Source organism: Curtobacterium sp. MCSS17_015 (genome assembly GCF_003234265.2).
Lineage (GTDB): Bacteria > Actinomycetota > Actinomycetes > Actinomycetales > Microbacteriaceae > Curtobacterium.
The window spans coordinates 1,885,480-1,905,295 of record NZ_CP126256.1 but is presented as its reverse complement, the minus strand read 5'-3'; the positions used below and the strand labels follow the sequence as shown (position 1 = coordinate 1,905,295).

Below are 19,816 nucleotides of genomic sequence, written 5' to 3'. Positions count from 1 at the left end.
CGCGCCACACCACGGACGGACGGGAGGCCCGGTACCAGCTGGTACCGGGCCTCCCGTCCGTCCCGGGGTCGCGTCAGCGGCGCCGGGTGGCGTCCTCGACGGTGCCGATGAGCTCCTCGAGGATGTCCTCGAGGAACAGCACGCCCGTCGTCCGGCCCTCGGCGTCGAACGCCCGCGCGACGTGACGACCGGCGCCGCGCATGGTCGCGAGCGCGTCCTCGAGGTCCATCTCCGTGTAGAGCGAGATGAGTTGCCGGATGCGCTTCGGCGGCACCGGATCGTCGAACTCGTCCGGCCGCAGGTCGATGACGTCCTTGACGTGCACGTACCCGGTCGGGTCGCCCGCGTCGTCGACGAGGACGTAGCGCGAGAACCCGCGCTGCGACACCATCCGCTCGACGTCCGCCGGGGTGGCGTCCTCGTGCAGCGTCACGAGCCCGGACATCGGCACGGCGACGTCCTTGACCTTCTTCTCCGTGAACTCGAACGCCATCCGGAGCGTGCCGGAGTCGTCGGCGAGGGTGCCCTCACGTCGCGACTGCTCGACGATCGTCTGGACCTCCTCGACGGTGTAGGCGCTGACGGCCTCGTCCTTGGGCTCGACCTTGAACAGCCGCAGGACGCCGTTCGCGACCGCGTTGAGGCCGACGACGACCCAGTGCAGGCCGTGGCCGATGTACCAGAGCGTCGGCACGAGGAGCAGTGCGGCACGGTCCGGCATCGAGAAGGAGATGTTCTTCGGGACCATCTCGCCGAACACGACGTGCAGGAACGACACGAGCAGCAGCGTGAACACGAACGCCACGACGCCGATGACCTCGGCGCTCCACCCGGTCAGGTGCAGCGGGACCTCGAGCAGGTGGTGGATGGCCGGCTCGGAGACGTTGAGGATGAGCAGCGAGCACACCGTGATGCCGAGCTGCGTGGTCGCGAGCATGCGGGTCGCGTGTTCCATCGCCCACAGGGTCATCTGTGCGGCGCGGGAGCCCTGCTCGGCACGGGGCTCGATCTGCGAGCGACGTGCCGAGATCACGGCGAACTCGGCGGCGACGAAGAACGCGTTGCCCCCGAGCAGGACGAACAGCCAGAAGATGCCCCACCAGTCGGAACTCATCGGTCGGCCTCCGCTGTGGTGATCGTCTTCGGGCCCGTCGTCCTCGTGCTGGTCGACGCCGTGGTGCCGGTGCTGCCGGTGGGGGAGTCGACCGGGTTCGGCGTGTACCGGATGCGGTCGATCCGGCGGCCGTCCAGACGCTCGACGCGGAACACGCCGGAGTCGATCGCGACCTCGTCACCCACCACGGGGAGGCGTCCGAGCTCCTGCATGAGGAACCCGCCGACGGTCTCGTACGGGCCGTCCTCGGGCACGGTGACGCTCGCACGGTCCTCGAGCTCGTCGGGACGGAGCAGTCCGGGGAAGGTCAGCCACCCGCGGCTCCGGACGACGTCGATGCGGGCGCGGTCGTGCTCGTCGGACACCTCGCCGACGATCTCCTCGATGAGGTCCTCGAGCGTGACGACCCCGGCGGTGCCGCCGTACTCGTCCACGACGATGACCATCTGGTACCCGCGGCCGCGGACCTCGGTCAGCAGCGTGTCGCCGGGCATGGTCTCGGGGACCCGCTCGGCGTCGGTCATGAGCGCGCCGACCGGCACCTCGGCGCGCTTCTCGCGCGGGACCGAGACGGCCTGCTTGACGTGCACGAGTCCGACGACGTCGTCCGCGTCCTCCTCGATCACCGGGAAGCGGCTGAAGCCGGTGCGGCGGGCGAGGGCGATGACGGCGTCGGCGCTGTCGGACACGCGGATCGTCGACAGGCGCGGGCGCGGGGTCATCACGTCGCTCGCGTTGCGTTCGGAGAACGCCAGCGTCCGTTCGAGGAGCGTCGCGGTGTCCTGTTCGAGCGAGCCCTCGGACGCCGAGCGGCGGAGCAGCGAGGTGAGTTCCTCGGCGCTCCGTGCCCCGGACAGTTCCTCCTGCGGCTCGATCCCCATCGACCGCAGCACGGCGTTGGCGGTGCCGTTGAGGAGGGCGACCGCCGGCTTGAACACGGTCGTGAACCCGACCTGCAGCGGCACGACGAGCTTCGCGGTCTGCAGGGGCAGCGCGAGCGCGAAGTTCTTCGGCACGAGCTCACCGAGGATCATCGACAGCAGGGTCGCGATGACGAGGGCGACGATCGACCCGACCGTCTCGACGATGCTCTCGGGCAGGTTCATCGCGAGGAACGGGGCCTCGAGCAGCGTCGCGATCGACGGCTCGAGCAGGTACCCGGTCAGCAGTGTCGTCAGGGTGATGCCGAGCTGGGCGCTGGACAGGTGGGTCGAGGTGACCTTGAGCGCGCCGATGACGGGGCTCAGGCCGGACTCACCGCGGTCCCGGCGGGCTTCGACATCGGCGCGGTCGAGGTTGACGAGCGCGAACTCGGAGGCGACGAAGACGCCGGTGCCGAGCGTCAGCAGGATGCCGCCGATCAGCATGACGATGTCGACGGGATTCACGAGGCGCACCCCGGAGTCGGGCAGCTCACTGTGTGAGCGGCGGGCATGTGATGGTCAGCGCAACTAGGAGGGTCGTCCACAATGAGGGAATCGTACCGGGCACTCGCTCGGAGGAGCCGAGGAGGCGTCGCGTCGGTGCGCCGGGCCTCCCGGCCGATCCCGGCCCGCCGTCACTCCGTTGGCCGCCGTCACTCCGTCGGCCGCCGTCACGCCGTCGGGGCGGCGAGCTCCTCGAGCGCCGACCGCAGGGCCGCCGCCGAGGTGAAGTGCACGCCCACCGCACCGACCGCCTCGGCTCCGGCGGCGTTCTCGACCCGGTTGTCGACGAACACCATCGCGGCCGGCTCGATGCCGAGGCGGTCGCAGGTGGTGTGGTAGATCGACGCGTCCGGCTTGAGGACGTGCTCCTCGGCGCTCACCACGACGGTCTCGAACATCGAGCCCATCGGCGAGTACCGGTACGGGTCGCCGAAGTCGAAGCCCGCGTTCGAGAGGAGCGCCAGGCGGGTGCCGGCGTCGTGCAGCTCCTCCACGAGGGCCAGGACCTCGGGGTCGACCTCGAACCACCCGGTGTAGTCGAGCGCCCAGAACCGGTGGATCTCGGTCACCGACCACGACCGGCCGGTGCGCTCACCGATCGTCCGCCAGTAGGCGAGCACGGAGAGGTCGCCGCGGTCCAGGTCGTGCCGGAGCTCCTGGTAGACGGGGAACAGCTCGTCGGCGTCGAGTCCCGTCGCCTCGAGCAGAGCTGCGCGGGCGGCGTGCGGGGTGCGGCTGATCACCTCGCCGTAGTCGAAGACGACGACACGGCCGGGCAGGGACAGGCTCATGCTCGTCACCGTACCGTGGGGACGATGAACGACTTCGTGACCGTCCGTCCCGCCGACGCCGCTGCCTGGATCACCGTCCCGACGGGTGACACCTCGAAGTACCGGCGCGGGGTCCTCGGGGTCGCCACCGGTTCCGCCGCGTACCCGGGTGCTGCGGTGATGGGCGTCGACGCCGCGGTGCACACCGGGCTCGGCATGGTCCGGTACGTCGGACCCGACCGCGCCGCCGACTTCGTGCTCGCCCGACGGCCGGAGATCGTCGCCGGGGTCGGCCGCGTCCAGGCGTGGCTCGTCGGGTCGGGCATCTCGGCGACCTCCCTGGACGAGTTGGACGCGACGACCCGCGACGGGTTCCGGCACGCCTCCGACGACGGGGTCCCGGTCGTCGTCGACGCCGGCGCGATCCCGCTCATCGACCTCGGGCCGCTCGCGGTCCTCACCCCGCACGCCGGGGAGGCCGCGTCACTGCTCGGCGTGTCCCGTGACGAGGTCGAGGGCGATCCGCAGCGTGCCGCCCTCCGTGCCGCCGAGCAGACGGGGAGCGTCGTGCTCCTCAAGGGCGCGGACACCCACGTCGTGACACCCGACGGCGGCGTCCGGTTGGTCGCGTCCTCGGCGACGCCGTGGCTCGCCGCGGCGGGTGCCGGGGACGTCCTCGGCGGGGTGCTCGGTGCCCTGGTGGCGGCGCGGGCCGGATCGTCCGAGGTCGGCCCGGAGGAGCTGGCGCACCTCGCGGCGGCGGCAGCGGTCGTGCACGGGGTCGCGGCCCGACGTGCCTCCCGGGGCGGGCCGTTCCCGATGACGGGACTCGTGGAGCAGCTGCCGGGCGTGGTGCGGGATCTCGCGGTGCACGGGGACGCCGAGGCGGACTGACGGACCGACGGGAGACGCCGTGCCGGCCGGTGCCGCGCCTCCTGACCGTCAGGTGGTCGTGTCGCGATCGCCGGGGGTGACGGTCAGGACGCCGGTGTGGCGTGCACGAGGAGCTCGACCGCACCCGCGTCGTCGACCTTGACGAACCCGAGGTTCGGTGCCTGCACGGAGTAGTCCGAGAACGTGATGGGGATCGTGCCGGAGACGTCCACGCCGTCGCCGCTGAGCCCGACCTGCAGCGTCGCGGTGACCGGCTTCGTGACGCCGTGCAGATCGAGCGTGCCGGTGGCCTGTACCTCGGTGGTCGCGTCGCCCGACGGGACCGCGTCCTCGATCGGCTCGGTGAGCGTGAAGGTGGCGGTCGGGAACGCCTGGGTGTCGAGCGCCGAGTCGCGGAAGTACGAGTCGCGCTGCTCCGAGTCGGTGGCGATGTCGCCGACCTGCACCGTGATCGTGGCCGCGCTGATCGTCGTCCCGTCGACGGTGGCCGTGCCGGTGACGCTCGACGTACGGCCCGTGACGGTGACGTCGGAGCCGTTCAGGACCTCGTGCACGCGGTAGCCCGCCTCGGACCCGTCGCCGATCGTCCACTCGCCGGACAGGTCCTGCGGCTCGAGGGTGGAGGGGGCACGGGTGGCGGCTACGGTGGGCGTGGCGGAGGCCTTCGCGTTCTCGGTCGACGTGTACGCGCGGGTGCCGACGACGACCGCGACGACCGCGACGACCAGGACGACGACGGCGATGACGAGCCACGTCAGGAGGCGGCGGCGGGGCGTGGGACGGTCCGGTACTGAGGTCACAGGAGGACGGTGACACGTCACTCTCGGGATCGGCTGTGGATCCGGGTCGCCCGTGGTGTTCCGGGGTGGCAGCGGCGTCGGTGCGCCAGCGTTGTGGACGGCGGAGGTCGGCCGCGCTCGACTCGGTACGCTCGTCCGGTGCGCAGGAACCCGTGGCCGGAGATCGTCGCGTTCGTGGTCGCGTTCGCCGCGGTGCACGCGCTGCTCTGGACCCTGACCCTCGTCGTCCCGAACCAGCCGATCGGCGACGTGACGATCACGTACCGTCGCTGGATCGAGTCCGGGCACGCCTCGCACTTCTGGGTGGGGATCGACGCTGCCTGGGTGTACCCGATCCTGGCGATCGTGCCGATGGCGGCCGCGTCGCTCGGCGGGACCGCGGCGATCGGCACCGGTTGGCTGCTGCTCATGGTGCTGCTGCACGCGGTCGTCTGCGCGGTGCTCTGGCGCTACCGGGCGTTCGGCGTCCGGGTCGTCTGGTGGTGGCTGGCGTTCCTGCTCGCGCTCGGGCCGATCGCCCTCGGACGCGTCGACACCGTCGCCACCACGGTGGCACTGGTCGGCGTCGCGTTCGTCGCGGCCCGTCCGGGGATCGCCGCCGCGGTGTTCACCGTCGCCGCGTGGGTCAAGGTCTGGCCGGCGGCGCTCGTCGGCGTGCTCGTCGTCCTCCGTCGGGGGCGTCGTGTCGAGGTGGTCGCCGGAGCACTCACGGTCACCGCGCTCGTGGTGCTCGTCGACGTGCTGTTCGGCGGCGCCGCGCACCTGTTCTCGTTCATCGGCGAACAGACCGGGCGCGGCCTGCAGATCGAGTCACCGCTCGCGACGCCGTACCTGTGGGCGGCAGCGGCCCGGGTGCCGGGCGCCGCGGTGTTCTACGACCAGGAGATCCTGACCTTCGAGGTGTCCGGCGCCGGGACGGAGGTCGTCGCAGCGCTCTCGACCCCGCTCATGGCGGTCGTCGTCGTGGTGGGCGTCGTCCTCGCCCTGCTCGCCGTCCGCACCGGAGCGCAGCGGGTACGGGTCGCACCGGTCCTCGCGCTGTTGTTCGTCGCGGCGCTCATCGCGACGAACAAGGTCGGGTCGCCGCAGTACATCGGCTGGTTCGCCGTGCCGGTGGTCTGGGGCCTCGTCGCCGGGCGCGCCAGTGCCTGGCGCTTCCTGCCGGTCGCCGGGGCGATGCTGCCGATGGCGTTCCTCACGCAGCTCGTCTACCCGGCGTACTACGACCAGGTGCTCGGCGTGCAGCCGTGGATCCTCGTCGTGCTGTCGCTGCGGAACCTGCTGGAGGTCGCGGTGCTCGTCTGGACGATCGTCGTCCTGGTCCGGATGTGGCGGGACGGGATCGAGCCACGGGCCTCCCGTCCGGCAGCCGGAGCCCCGCACGCGGACCGCGAGCGGGGCAGGATGGGCGCATGATCGTCGCATTCTCCATCGCCCCGTCCGGCGGACCCGCTGCGACCGAGGACGGCTCCGTGCACGACGCCGTCGCCGCGGCCGTCCGGGTCGTCCGCGAGTCCGGACTGCCGAACCGCACCTCGTCGATGTTCACCGAGATCGAGGGGGAGTGGGACGAGGTGTTCGACGTCGTCAAGCGGGCGACCGAGGCCGTCGCGCCGTTCGGCACTCGCATCTCACTCGTGCTCAAGGCGGACATCCGGTCGGGGCGCACGGGGGAGATCGACGGGAAGCTCGAGCGGCTCGAGGCGGCGCTCGGGGACTGAGCGGCGACCGGTCAGCGACTCATCGACGAATCGCGTGTGAAGACGTAGTCCGGGCGGGGTGCATCGAGCGTGTAGGTGTAGAAGCCCAGGCTGCCCGAGTAGACCTTCGTTCCGCACGCGATCGACGCCGGGATGTCGTGTGCGGTGTAGGTGTGGTCGTCTGCGACCTCGAACCGCGCAGCCGCGGCCCCGCTCGCCGTCTGCAGCCGCCACGTCCCGACGTAGTCCTGGGGCCCGGGCTTCGCTGGCAGGGTGCAGCCGGTCAACGCCACGGTCATCGCCGCCAGCAGTCCGGTGATCCCCGCACGACGTCCTGTCACCACCGCGCTTCTTCTTTCCATCTGAACCATTCGGGGACCCGCGAGAACGGACCGTGGCCGCCGGCTGCCCCGGTGCAGGGCGTGGCCGCGACCATGGACAGGATCACCATCGCGGCGACTCGCAGCGCGGCTGCCGTTGAACGTCACCTGTGATGACATTCGGCGGTCCAGTTCGCAGTCAAGTCGAAGACGTCCTGTAGAACACGTAGTCAGGTCGTGGTGCCTCGACTGATCGCACGAAGAAGCCGAGGTGGTCGCCATCGCGGACAGCCCTGCGCACGAGGAAGTCGTTGTACTCCAGCCAGAGTTCGCGTGGGTTCCCGTCCGCCAGTCGCCATGTCCCGGAGAAACTCACCGAAGGGCTACCATCTCGGCACCCGGGAGGGCTTCCGGCGGCGATCTGGAGCCGACAGGCGAGCGCTCGCGGCAGATCCTCTGCGGTGTACGTGTGGTCCTCCCCGAGGGTGACGCGCGCTGGTGATTCCCCGTTCTCGGCCTGTAGCTGCCAGGAGCCCACGTAGTCCTCCGGCGCGGGCTGCGATTCTACCGTGCACCCGGTCAGGGACACGATGAGTGATGGGAACAGCACCACCCGCGCCGCTCGACGCCAGTTCACCATTGCACTTCCTCTTTCCAAGTGAACCGCTCGGTCACTCGCGACATAGGCCCGTGATCTCCTGCCATTCGATTGAGATCTTCGTAGCTGGGACCGGGAAGCCCCCGGAGGAAGGAGCCCAAAGTCGTCTCGTTGGTTGCGGTGTACTCGACAACAGCAGCTCCACCCACATCGCGACTCACAACACGGGCCTCAACTTCGTACGAGCCGAGCGCGAGAAGCGTTCGATGCTCCTCCGGAGCGATGGGCCAGGTGGCGACCGTCACGAGGTCTCGTACGAAGTTCGGATTGTCGAGTCCGGGAGACTCGGCGTTGTAACCGTATCCAGATGCCACCGGCTCGCCAGCCTTCAAGTCACGGATGATCCTCTCACGCTGGTCGGCCGGCAACTGCTCTCGCACGGACTGCGTCATCTTGCTGTCCGACCCGTAGACCAGGGTCCTGGGCGACGTACCCGTCGCCCATCCGAAGAGCATTTCACCCTGCCCGCTCGTCAGAACGGTCCCGGCGTAGAAGTCGGCCGCCATACCGATGGGGATCCCGATCGCGGGCATGGGGCTCAAGAGCCCGAGCCAGAACCCGGGACCGGGCGAGGGGTCGAGGAGGGACATGCCGAGCAGCCAAGACAGCGCATGCGAAACATGGACATCCCCGTCCATGGCGAACGCGCCGTTGTTCGACAACCGGTGCGCGATACCGAGGAGCCCCTGGCGCCCGGCACCGTAGGCGGCCAACTCCGCGTCTGTGATCGGGCGGAGGCCAGAAGGGTCGATCTGGTTCACCGGGTCGTTGCCGGCGTATGCGTACGGGTTGTCAAACCACGCCGCACCCACCACTGCAGGCAGCGGGTCGGGGGAGAGGAACGAGCGCACCGACGGGTCGTACATGCGCGCACCCGTGAACTCGAGTCCGCCGACCACGACGGTCCCGGTCGGGCTGACCCCGATGCCGTCCGGGAGGCCCCCAGCCGTGACGGCGGCCGTCGCCGTCCACGGGTCCGCGCGCTGTGTCGAGCGCGCTCGCCGCCAGCCGACGGGCGTCCAAGTTCCGTCGACGCCCAGGAGGCCGGGTGCCGTCACGACAGGTGCGTCGCCGACCGACATCAGGGTCGGCACCGGGGTCGTGGGATCCCAGCTGAGCGTGGTGCCGTTGACCTCGGCGAGTTCCCCGAGAGCGTTCACCCAGAGGGCGGTGCGCTCGCTGCCGGTGCTGTCCTCGCGCATGACGGTGCGGAGATGACCCAGCTCGTCCCACACGTACGACATCGTGACCTCGTCCGACTCGGCTCGGACCCGCCGACCGAGGCCGTCGTACGCAAACCGGACGACTGAAGGAGCGTCGCCGTGGCGTTCGGCCTGCAGGAGCGCTCCGGCTACGTCGTGCGAGTACGAGTACCGGTCAGCGGCCCGGTGCTCGTCGACGAGCCGACCGGACTCGTCGTAGCTCCAGGTCGACACCGAGGACCCGTCATGGGCGGCGAGGAGCTGCGAGGCCGCGTCGTACTCGTACCGCACGGCCTCGCTGTCCGGGGTGCGAACGGCTGTCAGACGCCCGCGGTCATCGCGCTCGAGGACGGTCTTGCTGCCGTCGGAGGAGTGGCTGATAAGGAACCCGTCCTCGTACTCCCACGCCTGGGCGAGCGCTCCAGCGAAGGCGCCGGTCAGTCGACCTTCCCCGTCGTGCCGGAACGTCGCCTCCGGGAAGTCCGACCGACGGATAGCCTTCAAGATGCCACCGCGACCACGGTCGAACTCGGTCCGCACCCCGTCCGGGGTGATCACTGCGCGCTGGTTGCCCGCGGTGTCGTACTCCCACCGGGTCGTCGTGCTCCGACCGGCACGCGTCGTGGCGCGTCGGAGGAGCTCGCCCCTTGCGCCGTACTCCAGACGGTGGAAGGTGGGCGTGCCGTCGGGGTGCGTCAGGTCAGTGATCGTCACCGACCGTTCCTCGGCGTTCCGTGCGATGCTCGCGACGAGTCGGTCGTCGTGACGCACCTCCGACAGCCGACCGGCCGCATCGCGCACCCAGGCCGTCGTGTGTCCGTCGGGGTCCGTGCGGGTGGACAACCGTCCGGTCGGGTCCCGAGTCGAGACGACCGTCCGGTCCAACGGGTCGGTCGTCCTCGACACCTGACCGAGGGGCGTGTGGTCGGTGCGGGTGTGCTCGCCGGAAGGGGGCGTCGTCTGCGTCACCTGTCCGACGGCGTCGTGATCGAATGCGGTGGTCCGACCGAGCCCGTCGTTGACGGCGACCATCTGACCGGCGGCGTCGCGAGCGACCGTGCGCCGTCCGTTCCGGGGGTCGTCGATCCAGGCCAGTCGCCCGGTCAGGTCGTGGCCGTACCGGGTCGTACCCACACCCGGGACATGCTCACAGACGACCCGAGCACACGCGTCGTACTCGAACATGGTGACGGCACCGGACGGCTCCACGCGCTCTATGAGGCGGGAGTCGGCGTCGTACCGGAGCGTGGTCCGGCCGCCGTCCGCTTCGGTCCATGCGGCCAGCCGACCGCAAGCGTCGTACTCGATCGCCGTCCGGTCACCGAGCGAAGACGTCCCAGCAACGACACGGTTCGCGAGGTCAAACTCGAAGGACGGAGCAGACGGTGACCCGTCGACCCTCGGGTCACCGTCGATCAACTCGACGACGGACCGGACGCCGCTGGGGTCGACCCGAGCGGTTGGACGCCCGACGGCGTCGTGTTCCCGGCGCCATCGGCCTCCTGCCGGGTCCGAGACCTCCTGCAGTCGCGAGAGAGCGTCATGCAACAGATCCCAGCGCGCGCCGTCCGGCAGGACGACCGCGCTGAGGTTGCCGAGACGGTCGTACCGTAGCTCGGTCGTCCGTCCGAGTGGGTCGGTCGTGCTAGACACATCGCCGCTCGGACCATGTTCTTGGGTCGTCCTGCCACCGAGCGGATCGACGATGGCACCGACGCGGCCACCGGCGTCCCGCTCGAACGTCCACACGGCGCCGGCGGGGTCCTCGCGGGACGTCGCGCGGCCGGCGTCGTCGTAGGTGAAGCGGGTGCGGTGACCCAGCGGGGTGGTGGTCGCTGCGACCCGACCGGCCGGGTCACGGTCGATCCTGGTCGTGCCGCCGAGAGCGTCCCGCACGGCGACCAGGTCACCGGCGCGGTCGTACTCGTACGCGACGACGACGCCCGCAGGGTCCTCCATCCGGACGAGCAGGTCGTCGTCCCACGTCAGGGTGAATGCGGCTCCGCGCTCGTCGGCGACGGCCGAGGGGAATCGGGCGGACGGCCCGGCATGCTCGAACGTGACGACCCGGCCGTCGCGCTCGATCCGCCGCACGCGGTCCTGCTTGTCGTAGGACACTGTCGTGTCGGTCCCGTCCGCTGCCACGGTCCTGACGAGCCGACCCCGGTCGTCGTAGGCGTGAACGGTGACCGAACCCTCACGAGTGGTCGACGCTACGAGGTTCCCGTGCTCGTCGCGGCTCAGGGACTGACGGTGACCGTCGGAGTCGACGATCCCGACCACCCGTCCGTGCCGGTCGGACATCCACGTGTTCGCGTTCGCGCCGTCCTCGTCGGAGACGGAGGTGACGCGTCCGGGCAGATAAGCGAAGCGCAATGTCCGGCCGTGCGGGGTTGCCTGGCGGAGCACCCGGCCGTGCTCGTCGTAGGTGTTGACGCACTCGACGACGCCGTCCGCTGCCGTGACCCGCTCGATCCGGCGATCCTGATCCCACGTGTACGACCGGGTGCCACTCGGACCCGTCACCGGGGTGAGCATCCCGTCGGCGTCCTACTCGTACGTCACCGTGCGGCCGTCCGACGACCGGGCCGAGCGGACTAGACCGTCGGCCTGGACGAAGGCGACGGCCCGTCCGCGGCGGTGCTCGAGCCGGACCAGTCTGCCGTCTCGGTCGCGACCGGCGGTGACCGCCGCACGGACCCCCGTCCCGGAGGCGAGCCATGCGCCGGTCATCGCGAACGACCACCAGGCTCCGGCGTTGTCACGGACGACGAGCACCGTCTCGTCCGGGGTCGTACTCGATGCAGATCCAGACGCGATTGCGGGCTCGGTGGCCAACCACAGGTTCTCGCCGACGGCCCGGACACCCGAGGAGCCCCGGGTCGGGAACGTGATCCGCCGACCGTCGTCAGTCACCATCGCGATGTGGTCGTCGAGGAGTTCGAGGCGCATGTCGAGCACGGATGACCACCCGGGGCCGAACACCCCGCCGACGGTGTCGAAGGAGTTGTAGGTCCGGGTGAGGTCGAGCGCCAACGCGGTCCCCTCGAACGCGATGTCGTGCTCCACCTCGATGAAGTTGCCCGTCGCGGTGTTGACCGGATCGGCCGCGAACCCGCTCGTGGGCACGGCGCCGAACAAGCTGGGCTCCCCGAAGTTAAGATCCGTCCGCGTCTGGCTCAACCCGGCAGCATGCAGTGCTGCCGCCAGCGAACTGTCGGCGACGCTGACGACCGCTCCGCGCGAGCCGGCGGCGTCGAAGGCCGCCGCGATCGTGTTCGCCCACCGCACGTCACCGTCGTTGGCGTCCAACCAGGCGCGGAAACCGCGGAGCACGGGTGCCACGTCGACGGTTCCGAAGTCGCACGTCTGCGCGAAGGAGGCCATCGCGCTCTCGATTCGTCCGGGCAGGGCGCTGAGCTGACCGTTCGAAGACGCGGACCCCGAGGCGAACGACCGGAGGTTCTCCGGGCGCGCGGACGAGATCCCACCACCGCGCCCCGGACCGCCCCCGGCGGACGGCGTGTTCCTGGCCCTCGGTGCGTAGCTCGTCTCGGGGAACGCCGGAGCATCGAGTTTCCCGCTGCTCGGAGGCGGTTCCTCGCCGAAGATTCGGTCCCAGGTGCTGTCGACGGCGTCCGCTCTGCGCGCCAGCACGCGATCACGCCAAGCACGTGCGTCGCGGCGACGAGCGTTCTCTTCGCGCGCGGCCTCGCTCAGTCGCCGGATTCCCTGTGCGATCTCTCCAAGCTTGGTGGTGAGTTCGCGCGAGTCCTCCTGCGCGATGGCGGCGTTCGCCCGGAACGTCTCCGCGAAATCGCCCGCGAAGTCCGTGCCACCGAGCAGGACCAGGGCAGCTCGTGACGACGAGTCGAAGGCGACCGCGGACTGCGCGGCGTCACAGGCCCGTGCGACCGAGTCGGCATCGGCGAAGTCGTACGTGAGGTCGGGCAATGCGAATGCCGACAGGTCTGTTGGTGCAGTCACCGTTGTGTTCCCCCCATGGGAAGCGGCGTGTCCCCTGAACTTAACGCAGCCGTGACGACACCGTCTCGCGAGAACCGATCGCACAGGGGATGACCAGCCCGGTGTGCGGCCGGTGCGCACCCGCCCGACACGCCGCCGACGTTCCTGCGATGTCGGCGGTGGGGTGTGTGCTGGTTCCATCAGCCGGTGCACGAGCACCGACACCCACGACGGAAGGAGCCCGCTCATGATGCATGACGGTTGGTGCCCGGACTGCGACCTTCCCTCGGTCGTCATCGACTCCTCCGACGACGGCCAGCACGCCTGGGCGAGCTGCTCCGAGTGCGGCAGTGGGTGGATACACCGCGACGAACTGCCGGAGGCGCGGAGCTCGACTGCGCGTCGTGCCGAGCAGACGGCGGAGCAGCGCGCGGCCTGAGCGCTGCGACGCCCGTAGGGGGCGACACGATGAACGCGGTCGCGCCGATCGGGGATTCCGGTGCGCACGACCGCGTTCGTCGTCCTGGAAGCGGCGCGTAGGACGCGCTCGTCGAATCGATTCGTGCTACTTCTTTCGTCGCCGGTTGGAGCGGTCTACACTGGCCCGGCACCCGAACACGGCGTGCTCGGCCCCACCGCGCCCGTCTCGATCGTGCTCGTCCCCGCCATGCTCGTCCCCACCGTGCTCCGGCACGAGAACAGGTCCCATGTCGCAGCTCACGCCAGCCCGCCGCACGCTCGCCATCCTCGCCCTCGCGCTCGGTGGGTTCGCCATCGGCACGACGGAGTTCGTCGCGATGGGTCTGCTGCCGAACATCGCCGAGGCGCTCCTGCCCGGGCAGTACGCGGCCGACCCGGAGGGCGGCGTAGCGCACGCAGGGTGGCTCGTGAGCGCGTACGCCCTCGGTGTGGTCGTCGGAGCGCCGACGATCGCCGCGATGTCGGCCAGGTTCCCCCGCAAGGGCTTGCTCATGGTGCTGCTGATCGGGTTCGCGGTCGCGACGGTCGCCAGTGCGGTGTTGCCGTCCTTCGGGCTCGTCGTCGTCGCACGCTTCGTCGCCGGACTCCCGCACGGCGCGTACTTCGGCATCGCCTCGATCGTCGCCGGCGACATCATGGGCCCGGGGAAGCGCGGCAAGGGCATCGCGCTCGTGCTCCTCGGCCTCTCCGTCGCGAACGTCGTCGGCGTCCCCGCGGTCACGTGGATCGGGCAGGTCGCGAGCTGGCGGGTCGCCTACGGCGTCGTCGCCGCCCTGTTCGCCCTGACCTTCCTCGCGGTCTCCGCGTTCGTGCCCCGCAGCGCGCGGGACGTCCACGCGACCATCGGCCGCGAGCTCCGCGTCTTCCGACTGCCGCAGGCCTGGATCGTGATGAGCCTCGGCGCGGTCGGGTTCGGCGGGTTCTTCGCCGTCTACTCGTACATCTCGCCGCTCGTACAGAACGTCACCGGGTTGTCGGAGTCCACCGTTCCCCTGGTGCTCGTCGTCGTCGGGCTCGGCATGGTCGTCGGCGGGCTGCTCGGTGGGTTCCTGGCCGACCACAGCGTGAAGGCCACCATCTTCGTGGGGCTCTTCGCCCTCATCGGCGCGCTGCTCGTGACGGTGCTCACCGCGCAGTGGGTCGTCGGGCTCTTCGTCGGTGCGTTCCTGCTCGGAGCGACCTCGTCCGCGATCCCGCCGGCGGTGCAGTCCCGCCTGATGGACATCGCCGGCGACGCCCGGACCATCGCGGCAGCGCTCAACCACTCGGCGTTCAACCTCGGCAACTCGCTCGGCGCGGCCCTCGGCGGGGCGGTCATCGCGGCCGGCTTCGGGTTCCTCGCGCCGGGGTGGCTCGGCATCGGTCTGGCGCTGCTCGGCGTCGTCGTCGCGGTGATCAGCTACGCGGTGGAGGGCCGCTCGAAGCGTCGCGCAGCGGCGCTGCGGACGGCGGGCGCGAGCACCGGCCCGATCCGCGAGGTCGTGTCCACGCACTGACGCGTCCCCGGCCCGGCGTTCGCCGGACGTGACCGGGCGCGCTCACCCGTGCCGCGCCTCCCGAGTGCGGAGCGCTTCGACGCGCCCGGCTGCGCTCGTCGCGGTTCCACGACGCGCCGCGCGCGCACCGTCCCGGTTCCACGACTGCGGCATCTCGACGCTCGAGATGCCGCAATTCGGGAACCTGGCGGGGCGGGGCGAGGCCGGGCGGGGCAGGGCGGGCCGAGCCGCCGCCGCCCGCGCGCGACCCCTACAGCCCGTGCGGGGTGCCGTCCTGGACGATGATGCCGTCGGTGATCGCCCGCTTCCGGAGCGCGACCTTCGTGCCCACGTCGAAGCCGGCGACCCGGTACTTCTCGCGGATGCGCTTGAGGTAGCTCTTCGCGGTCTCCTCGGAGATGCCGAGTTGGTACGCCACGCTCTTCACCGGCTCCCCACCGCCGTAGAGCGCCATCACACGACGCTCCTGCGCGCTGAGCTTCGGGACGCCACCGACGTCGCCGGAGTTGATGGCGAGGTCGAGTTCGGCGGAGACGTACTGCTCGCCCCGCTGTGCCGACCGGATCGCCTCGACGATCATGGCCGCGTCCTCACTCTTGACGAGGTAGCCGAGGGCACCGGCACCGAGTGCCTCGCGGACGACGTTGGGCTCCGAGTACGTGCTCATCACGACGGTCTTCACGCCGGCGGTCTTCAGCGTCGAGATCTTCAGCGACACCGGGATGGAGTCCTTGAGGTCGAGGTCGAGGAGCACGACGTCGACCGGGAACCCCGGGCTGGTGAGCAGCTCGGGCCACGTGGTGACCGCGGTGACCATCTGGATGTCGTCGGCGGCGTTGCGGATCCACTCGGTCAGGGCGCTGAGGAGCATCCGGTGGTCGTCGACGAGTGCGAGTCTGATCGGTTCCGCTGGAGTCGCCATGCTCGGCGTCCTTTCTCGTGGTGTCCGTCCGGGGCCTGCCGATCCTAGGAGGGTCGGTGGTCCGGTCTGGGGAGGCTGGCCTGGTTGTCCGCTTGACGCACGTCGGAGCAGCCGGGAGGCGCGGGGTGCGTCACATCTGCGGGTGCCGGTCGACGACGCAGTGCGCGGTGACGTGGAGCACGCCGTCCCGCACGCTGTCGGTGTACGGGCCGATGCGTTGGAGGGCGGCCCACGCTGCGGGCCCGAGGCGCCGACGGGGGACCCCGCGGGACTCGATCACGACGGGGACGTCCATCCGGTCGTCGCTGACCGGGTGACCGTCGGTCCCGACCGGCCCGAGGGTGACCGAGACGACGGGGGAGCCGGGCTGCTGGCTCCGGCCGTCGCCGACCATCTGCCAGAGGGCCTGGAGCAGACCGTCGCGCTGCGCCGGGGACAGGTGTCCGGCGAGGGCGCCTGGGTCGGCGACGGCGACGGCCCGTCCGAGCCGGTCCGACTCGGTGATGGCGTGGTACAGCCACGTCTCGCGACGCCCCTCGATGAGGTGCAGGCGGAGTTCGGTCGCGAGGGAGGCGGCGACGGAAGCGGACGCGTCGGACAGCGGCAGCGGGTCGGAGCCGTTCGCGACGGCGTCGAGGAGCTTCTCGGCGGCGAGGTCGAGTCGGGCGAGTTCGTCCGACGCGAGCATCCCGACGGCGAACTGCGGGGCGCCGACGTTGCTCTGCACGAGCACCCGGTCGAGTTCGCGCTGCACGAGCTGGCGGAACCGGTGCACGACGAAGAGCGCGATCGACGGCGGCACGACCGTCACGGACAGGAGGGTCACGAGGCCGGGGAGCGTCTCGGGGCTGATCGGGGTGGAGACCACCGCGTAGACGACGAAGGCCAGACCGAGGGCGACGATCGCCGCGATGACCTCGCGCGCGGGTCGGAGGGTCGTGATCGGCAGGAGGGCGAAACCGGCCGCCATCGAGGCGGTCGAGGTGTGCCCGACGTCGTGCTGGGACCAGATCCCGATGAAGTCGAGCGCGACGACGCCGGCGAGCACGACGCAGATGAGACCGAACGCCAGACCGGTCAGCCGCTCGCCGTAGGTGAGGACGATGCCGATGACGCAGGTGGCCGCGGCGACGAAGAGGAGCCACGCGCTGGCGGTGAACCAGGGGTTGCCGTAGTCGTCCCAGTGCGCGAGGAAGAAGACGATGCCGCCGAGCGCCTCGAGGCCGGTCAGGACGGCCGCACCGAGCCCGAGGTGTCCGGCTCCGAGGGACGCGCCGGGCTGGGCCGCCTGGCGGAGGGAGCGGGCGCCGGTCGACGTGGAGGGGAGACCGCGGGCCTGCCGACGCTCGGTGCCCCGGTACCGCTCACGGGCCTCCCGGCGGGTGCGGGGCGCGCTCGGTTCGCCGGGGAGGCCGCGGCTCATCGTGTCCTCGGGGATGCGGCTCACCGTGGTGCCTCCAGCACGACCGTGGTGCCGGAGCCCGGCGCGGAGAAGAGCCGGGCGTCGCCGCCGACCTCGCGCAGGCGGTTCACGACGCTCTCCTTGAAGCCGAGTCGTTCGGAGCTGACGGAGTCGAGCTCGAAGCCGACCCCGGAGTCGGTGACCATCGCGCGGACCATCGCCTCGTCGTGCACGATCGTGACGTGCGCCTCGGGGACCCCGGCGTGCCGACGGACGTTCTCGAGGCACTCGCCGAGCGCGAGCAGGAACGCGTCGAGGACGTGCGTCGGCAGGAGGACCTGCCCGGTGCCGTGCCAGGCGACCTCGAGTCCCATCCGACCGAACCGCTGCTTCACCGACTCGAGGGTCTGACCGAGGGGGGACTCCTCGGTGCGGGTGAGCGAGTAGTCGCCGGACTGCTGCGGCTGCGGCGTCGCGCCGAGGCGGAGGTGACGGAGGAGCCGGGCGTCCTCGGCGGCTTGCTCGCGCATGGCCTGCTCGGACACGCCCACACCGGAGTGGGCGAGGAGGGTCAGGGTCGCCAGGACGGTGTCGTGCAGGAGTCGTGCTCCTTGCCGACGCTGCGCCTCGGTCTCGCTGGCCTGCCGTTCGGCGCGGTGTGCCGTCCCGATCGTGTAGATGCGTCGGGCCACGCGCGGGATGCTCCGGCTGATCCACACGGCGATGACCGCGACGAGGACCCAGCCGAGCAGCACACCGCTGACGGGCAGGGAGAGGACGGTGCCGCTCGCCCAGGACATCAGGCCGACGGAGACGACGCCGGCGGAGGCCGCGATGCCGAGGCCCACGGGGTGCCCGCGTTGCGCCATGAGGAGGGAGGCCAGTCCGCCGCCGGCGAGCGGCACGAGCGCACTCGCGATGAGTGCCCGGTCCTCCGGGGCGACGGCGGTGGCGAGGACCGCGACGGCGCCGAGGCCGCTCAGCACCGTGAGGGCGGTCCACCAGGTCGACCCGTTCCACCCGAAGGCGACGAGTGCCCCGACCATGACGGCGATGCACGTGAACCCGACGACGAGCGGCAGGACGGGTACGGCGAGCGACGTGGCCACGCCCACGACGCTCACGAGCGCGCAGACGATGCCCACGACACGCGTCGTCGACCGGAGGAGGCGGTCGCGTTCCTGCGCGAGGAGTTCCATCGTTGGTCCTGGCTGTTCCTGGTTCGGGAGAGCTGGTTGGTCTTGGGAAACCGAGCACTGGTCGAGACCGTGCACTCTGCATCATTCCACGGGCGACACCCGTTGTGGGGCCTTCGGCGCGCGGGGGTCGACGGATCGGTCTGCGGGTGTCCCGTCTTCCGGGGACACGGTTGCCCCCCGATCAGTCGAGCAGGCGCCGCAGGTGTGCCCCGACGGCCTCGTGTTCGATCAGGAACCCGTCGTGGCCGAACTCGCTCGTGATCACCGCGGCCCGGTCGCCGTCCAGCGTGTCGGGCACTCCGGCGGCGATGCGGTGCTGGTCCTCGACCGGGAACAGCCGGTCGCTCGAGACGCCGACGACGAGGGTCCTGGCGGTCACGCGGGCGAGCGCCTGAGCCACCCCGCCGCGGCCGGCTCCGACGTCGTGTGAGTCCATCGCATGGGTGAGGGCGACGTACGAGGCCGCGTCGAAGCGGCGGGTGAACTTGTTGCCGTGGAAGTCCAGGTAGCTCTCCACCGAGAAGCGACCGTCGTCGCCGAGCGGGGAGACGTCGCTCTGCCATGACCGGGCGAACCGGCCGTTCAGCTCGTCGGAGGCCCGGTAGGTCATCATCGCCATCCGCCGCGCGAGGGCGAGCCCACGGTGCGGCCCCTCGCCGGGTTCGGCGTCGTGGTGGTCACCGCCGGCGAATCCGGGGTCCATCTGGATCGCGGCACGCTGCAGGGAGTTCGCTGCGATCTGGTCCGCCGTGGTCTGCGCCGTGGTCGCGAGCACCGCCACCCGTGCGACCCGCTCCGGCGCGGTGACGGCGAGTTCGAGAGCGTGCATGCCGCCCATCGAGCCTCCGACGACGGCAGCGAACCGGTCGATCCCGAGTCGGTCCGCCAACCGGACCTGGGTCGCCACCTGGTCGCGGACGGTGACGAACGGGAAGCGGGAGCCCCACTCCACGCCGTCCGGAGCCAGCGAGGACGGTCCGGTGGTGCCCTGGCAGCCACCGAGCATGTTCGGCGCGACGACGAACCACCGGTCGGTGTCGATCGCGCGACCGGAGCCGACGACGTCGCCCCACCAGCCGGCGGTGCGGTGCCCGGGGCCGGCCGGACCGGTGACGTGGGAGTCACCGGTGAGCGCGTGGAACACCAGCACGGCGTTGTCCCGGGCGGGGGAGAGCGTCCCCCAGGTCTCGTAGGCCACGCGGACGGCGGGGATGAGCCCGCCGCGGACGGACTGCTCGCCGAGGTCCTCGAAGCGTCGAGCCCCGGGCGGGTCACCCGGTCGCCACGCACCCGTCACGGGCGGTTTGCCGAGCGTGCGGAGCTCGGCACCGGGCACCAGGGTGGACGGCACGGAGTCCTCGGGGGTCGTCTGCCAGTCCATCGTGCGTCCAGTCTGCCGGGAGGCCCGCCGCACCGCCGCCGTGTTACGTCGCGACGGCCTGCCGAACGCGCCGTGGACGGGTCCG

At 71.0% G+C, this 19,816-nt stretch carries 16 protein-coding genes; 5 read left to right on the top strand and 11 right to left on the bottom strand.

Annotated elements, in window-relative coordinates; translation table 11 throughout:
* Positions 1-73: 73 nt before the first annotated feature.
* The 3 genes from DEJ18_RS08900 to DEJ18_RS08890 all read right to left on the bottom strand — a co-directional run bounded on the left by DEJ18_RS08900 (position 74) and on the right by DEJ18_RS08890 (position 3,332).
* On the bottom strand, positions 74-1,114 hold the full coding sequence (locus DEJ18_RS08900) for a hemolysin family protein (protein WP_111081607.1): 1,041 nt from the start codon (positions 1,112-1,114) through the stop codon (positions 74-76).
* Complete coding sequence (locus DEJ18_RS08895) at positions 1,111-2,481, bottom strand: hemolysin family protein (protein WP_258376961.1); 1,371 nt, start codon at positions 2,479-2,481, stop codon at positions 1,111-1,113. The genes DEJ18_RS08900 and DEJ18_RS08895 overlap by 4 nt, the downstream gene beginning before the upstream one ends.
* A 227-nt stretch (positions 2,482-2,708) precedes the next feature.
* A complete protein-coding gene (locus tag DEJ18_RS08890; RefSeq protein ID WP_146241588.1) occupies positions 2,709-3,332 on the bottom strand; it encodes an HAD-IA family hydrolase in 624 nt (207 codons plus the stop codon).
* Between the two features lie 24 nt (positions 3,333-3,356).
* Between DEJ18_RS08890 and DEJ18_RS08885 the strand changes: the two genes are divergently transcribed.
* Positions 3,357-4,205: an ADP-dependent NAD(P)H-hydrate dehydratase gene (locus DEJ18_RS08885; RefSeq protein ID WP_111210802.1), complete on the top strand. Its 849-nt coding sequence runs from the start codon at positions 3,357-3,359 to the stop codon at positions 4,203-4,205.
* An 83-nt stretch (positions 4,206-4,288) separates the two neighbouring features.
* Here DEJ18_RS08885 and DEJ18_RS08880 read toward each other — a convergent pair whose 3' ends face one another.
* Positions 4,289-5,005 carry a YceI family protein gene (locus tag DEJ18_RS08880; RefSeq protein WP_258376948.1) on the bottom strand — a complete coding sequence of 239 codons (717 nt, stop codon included), beginning with the start codon at positions 5,003-5,005 and terminating at the stop codon, positions 4,289-4,291.
* A gap of 138 nt (positions 5,006-5,143) precedes the next feature.
* Between DEJ18_RS08880 and DEJ18_RS08875 the strand changes: the two genes are divergently transcribed.
* Together DEJ18_RS08875 and DEJ18_RS08870 are read left to right on the top strand one after the other, a co-directional pair.
* Complete coding sequence (locus DEJ18_RS08875; protein ID WP_111210801.1) at positions 5,144-6,421, top strand: glycosyltransferase family protein; 1,278 nt, start codon at positions 5,144-5,146, stop codon at positions 6,419-6,421.
* Positions 6,418-6,726 carry a thiamine-binding protein gene (locus DEJ18_RS08870; RefSeq protein ID WP_111210800.1) on the top strand — a complete coding sequence of 103 codons (309 nt, stop codon included), beginning with the start codon at positions 6,418-6,420 and terminating at the stop codon, positions 6,724-6,726. Before DEJ18_RS08875 ends, DEJ18_RS08870 begins: the two co-directional genes overlap by 4 nt.
* A gap of 11 nt (positions 6,727-6,737) precedes the next feature.
* Here the strand turns inward: DEJ18_RS08870 and DEJ18_RS08865 are convergent, their stop codons facing one another.
* From DEJ18_RS08865 to DEJ18_RS08855, 3 genes are all read right to left on the bottom strand, one after another.
* Complete coding sequence (locus DEJ18_RS08865; RefSeq protein WP_146241587.1) at positions 6,738-7,046, bottom strand: hypothetical protein; 309 nt, start codon at positions 7,044-7,046, stop codon at positions 6,738-6,740.
* Positions 7,047-7,658: 612 nt separating this feature from the next.
* Positions 7,659-11,411 carry an RHS repeat-associated core domain-containing protein gene (locus DEJ18_RS08860; protein ID WP_181434218.1) on the bottom strand — a complete coding sequence of 1,251 codons (3,753 nt, stop codon included), beginning with the start codon at positions 11,409-11,411 and terminating at the stop codon, positions 7,659-7,661.
* Positions 11,412-11,435: 24 nt separating this feature from the next.
* Positions 11,436-12,872, bottom strand: coding sequence for a DUF6531 domain-containing protein (locus DEJ18_RS08855; RefSeq protein WP_146241586.1), 1,437 nt, complete (start codon positions 12,870-12,872; stop codon positions 11,436-11,438).
* 226 nt (positions 12,873-13,098) lie between these two features.
* On the opposite strand from DEJ18_RS08855, the gene DEJ18_RS08850 reads away from it, so the two are divergent.
* Positions 13,099-13,290, top strand: coding sequence for a hypothetical protein (locus DEJ18_RS08850; protein ID WP_111210797.1), 192 nt, complete (start codon positions 13,099-13,101; stop codon positions 13,288-13,290).
* 268 nt (positions 13,291-13,558) lie between these two features.
* Positions 13,559-14,827 (top strand): MFS transporter, encoded by a 1,269-nt coding sequence (locus DEJ18_RS08845; protein ID WP_110825159.1) that lies wholly within the window; start codon positions 13,559-13,561, stop codon positions 14,825-14,827.
* A gap of 250 nt (positions 14,828-15,077) precedes the next feature.
* Here the strand turns inward: DEJ18_RS08845 and DEJ18_RS08840 are convergent, their stop codons facing one another.
* The 4 genes from DEJ18_RS08840 to metX form a co-directional block, all read right to left on the bottom strand.
* Complete coding sequence (locus tag DEJ18_RS08840) at positions 15,078-15,749, bottom strand: response regulator transcription factor (RefSeq protein ID WP_111052750.1); 672 nt, start codon at positions 15,747-15,749, stop codon at positions 15,078-15,080.
* A gap of 130 nt (positions 15,750-15,879) precedes the next feature.
* Complete coding sequence (locus tag DEJ18_RS08835) at positions 15,880-17,196, bottom strand: hypothetical protein (protein ID WP_111081616.1); 1,317 nt, start codon at positions 17,194-17,196, stop codon at positions 15,880-15,882.
* The gene (locus DEJ18_RS08830; RefSeq protein WP_111210796.1) at positions 17,193-18,350 is read right to left on the bottom strand and encodes an ATP-binding protein; all 1,158 of its coding nucleotides are present in this window, start codon (positions 18,348-18,350) and stop codon (positions 17,193-17,195) included. Before DEJ18_RS08830 ends, DEJ18_RS08835 begins: the two co-directional genes overlap by 4 nt.
* A gap of 181 nt (positions 18,351-18,531) precedes the next feature.
* The gene (gene metX / locus DEJ18_RS08825) at positions 18,532-19,731 is read right to left on the bottom strand and encodes a homoserine O-acetyltransferase MetX (RefSeq protein ID WP_111210795.1); all 1,200 of its coding nucleotides are present in this window, start codon (positions 19,729-19,731) and stop codon (positions 18,532-18,534) included.
* Between the last annotated feature and the right edge of the window lie 85 nt (positions 19,732-19,816).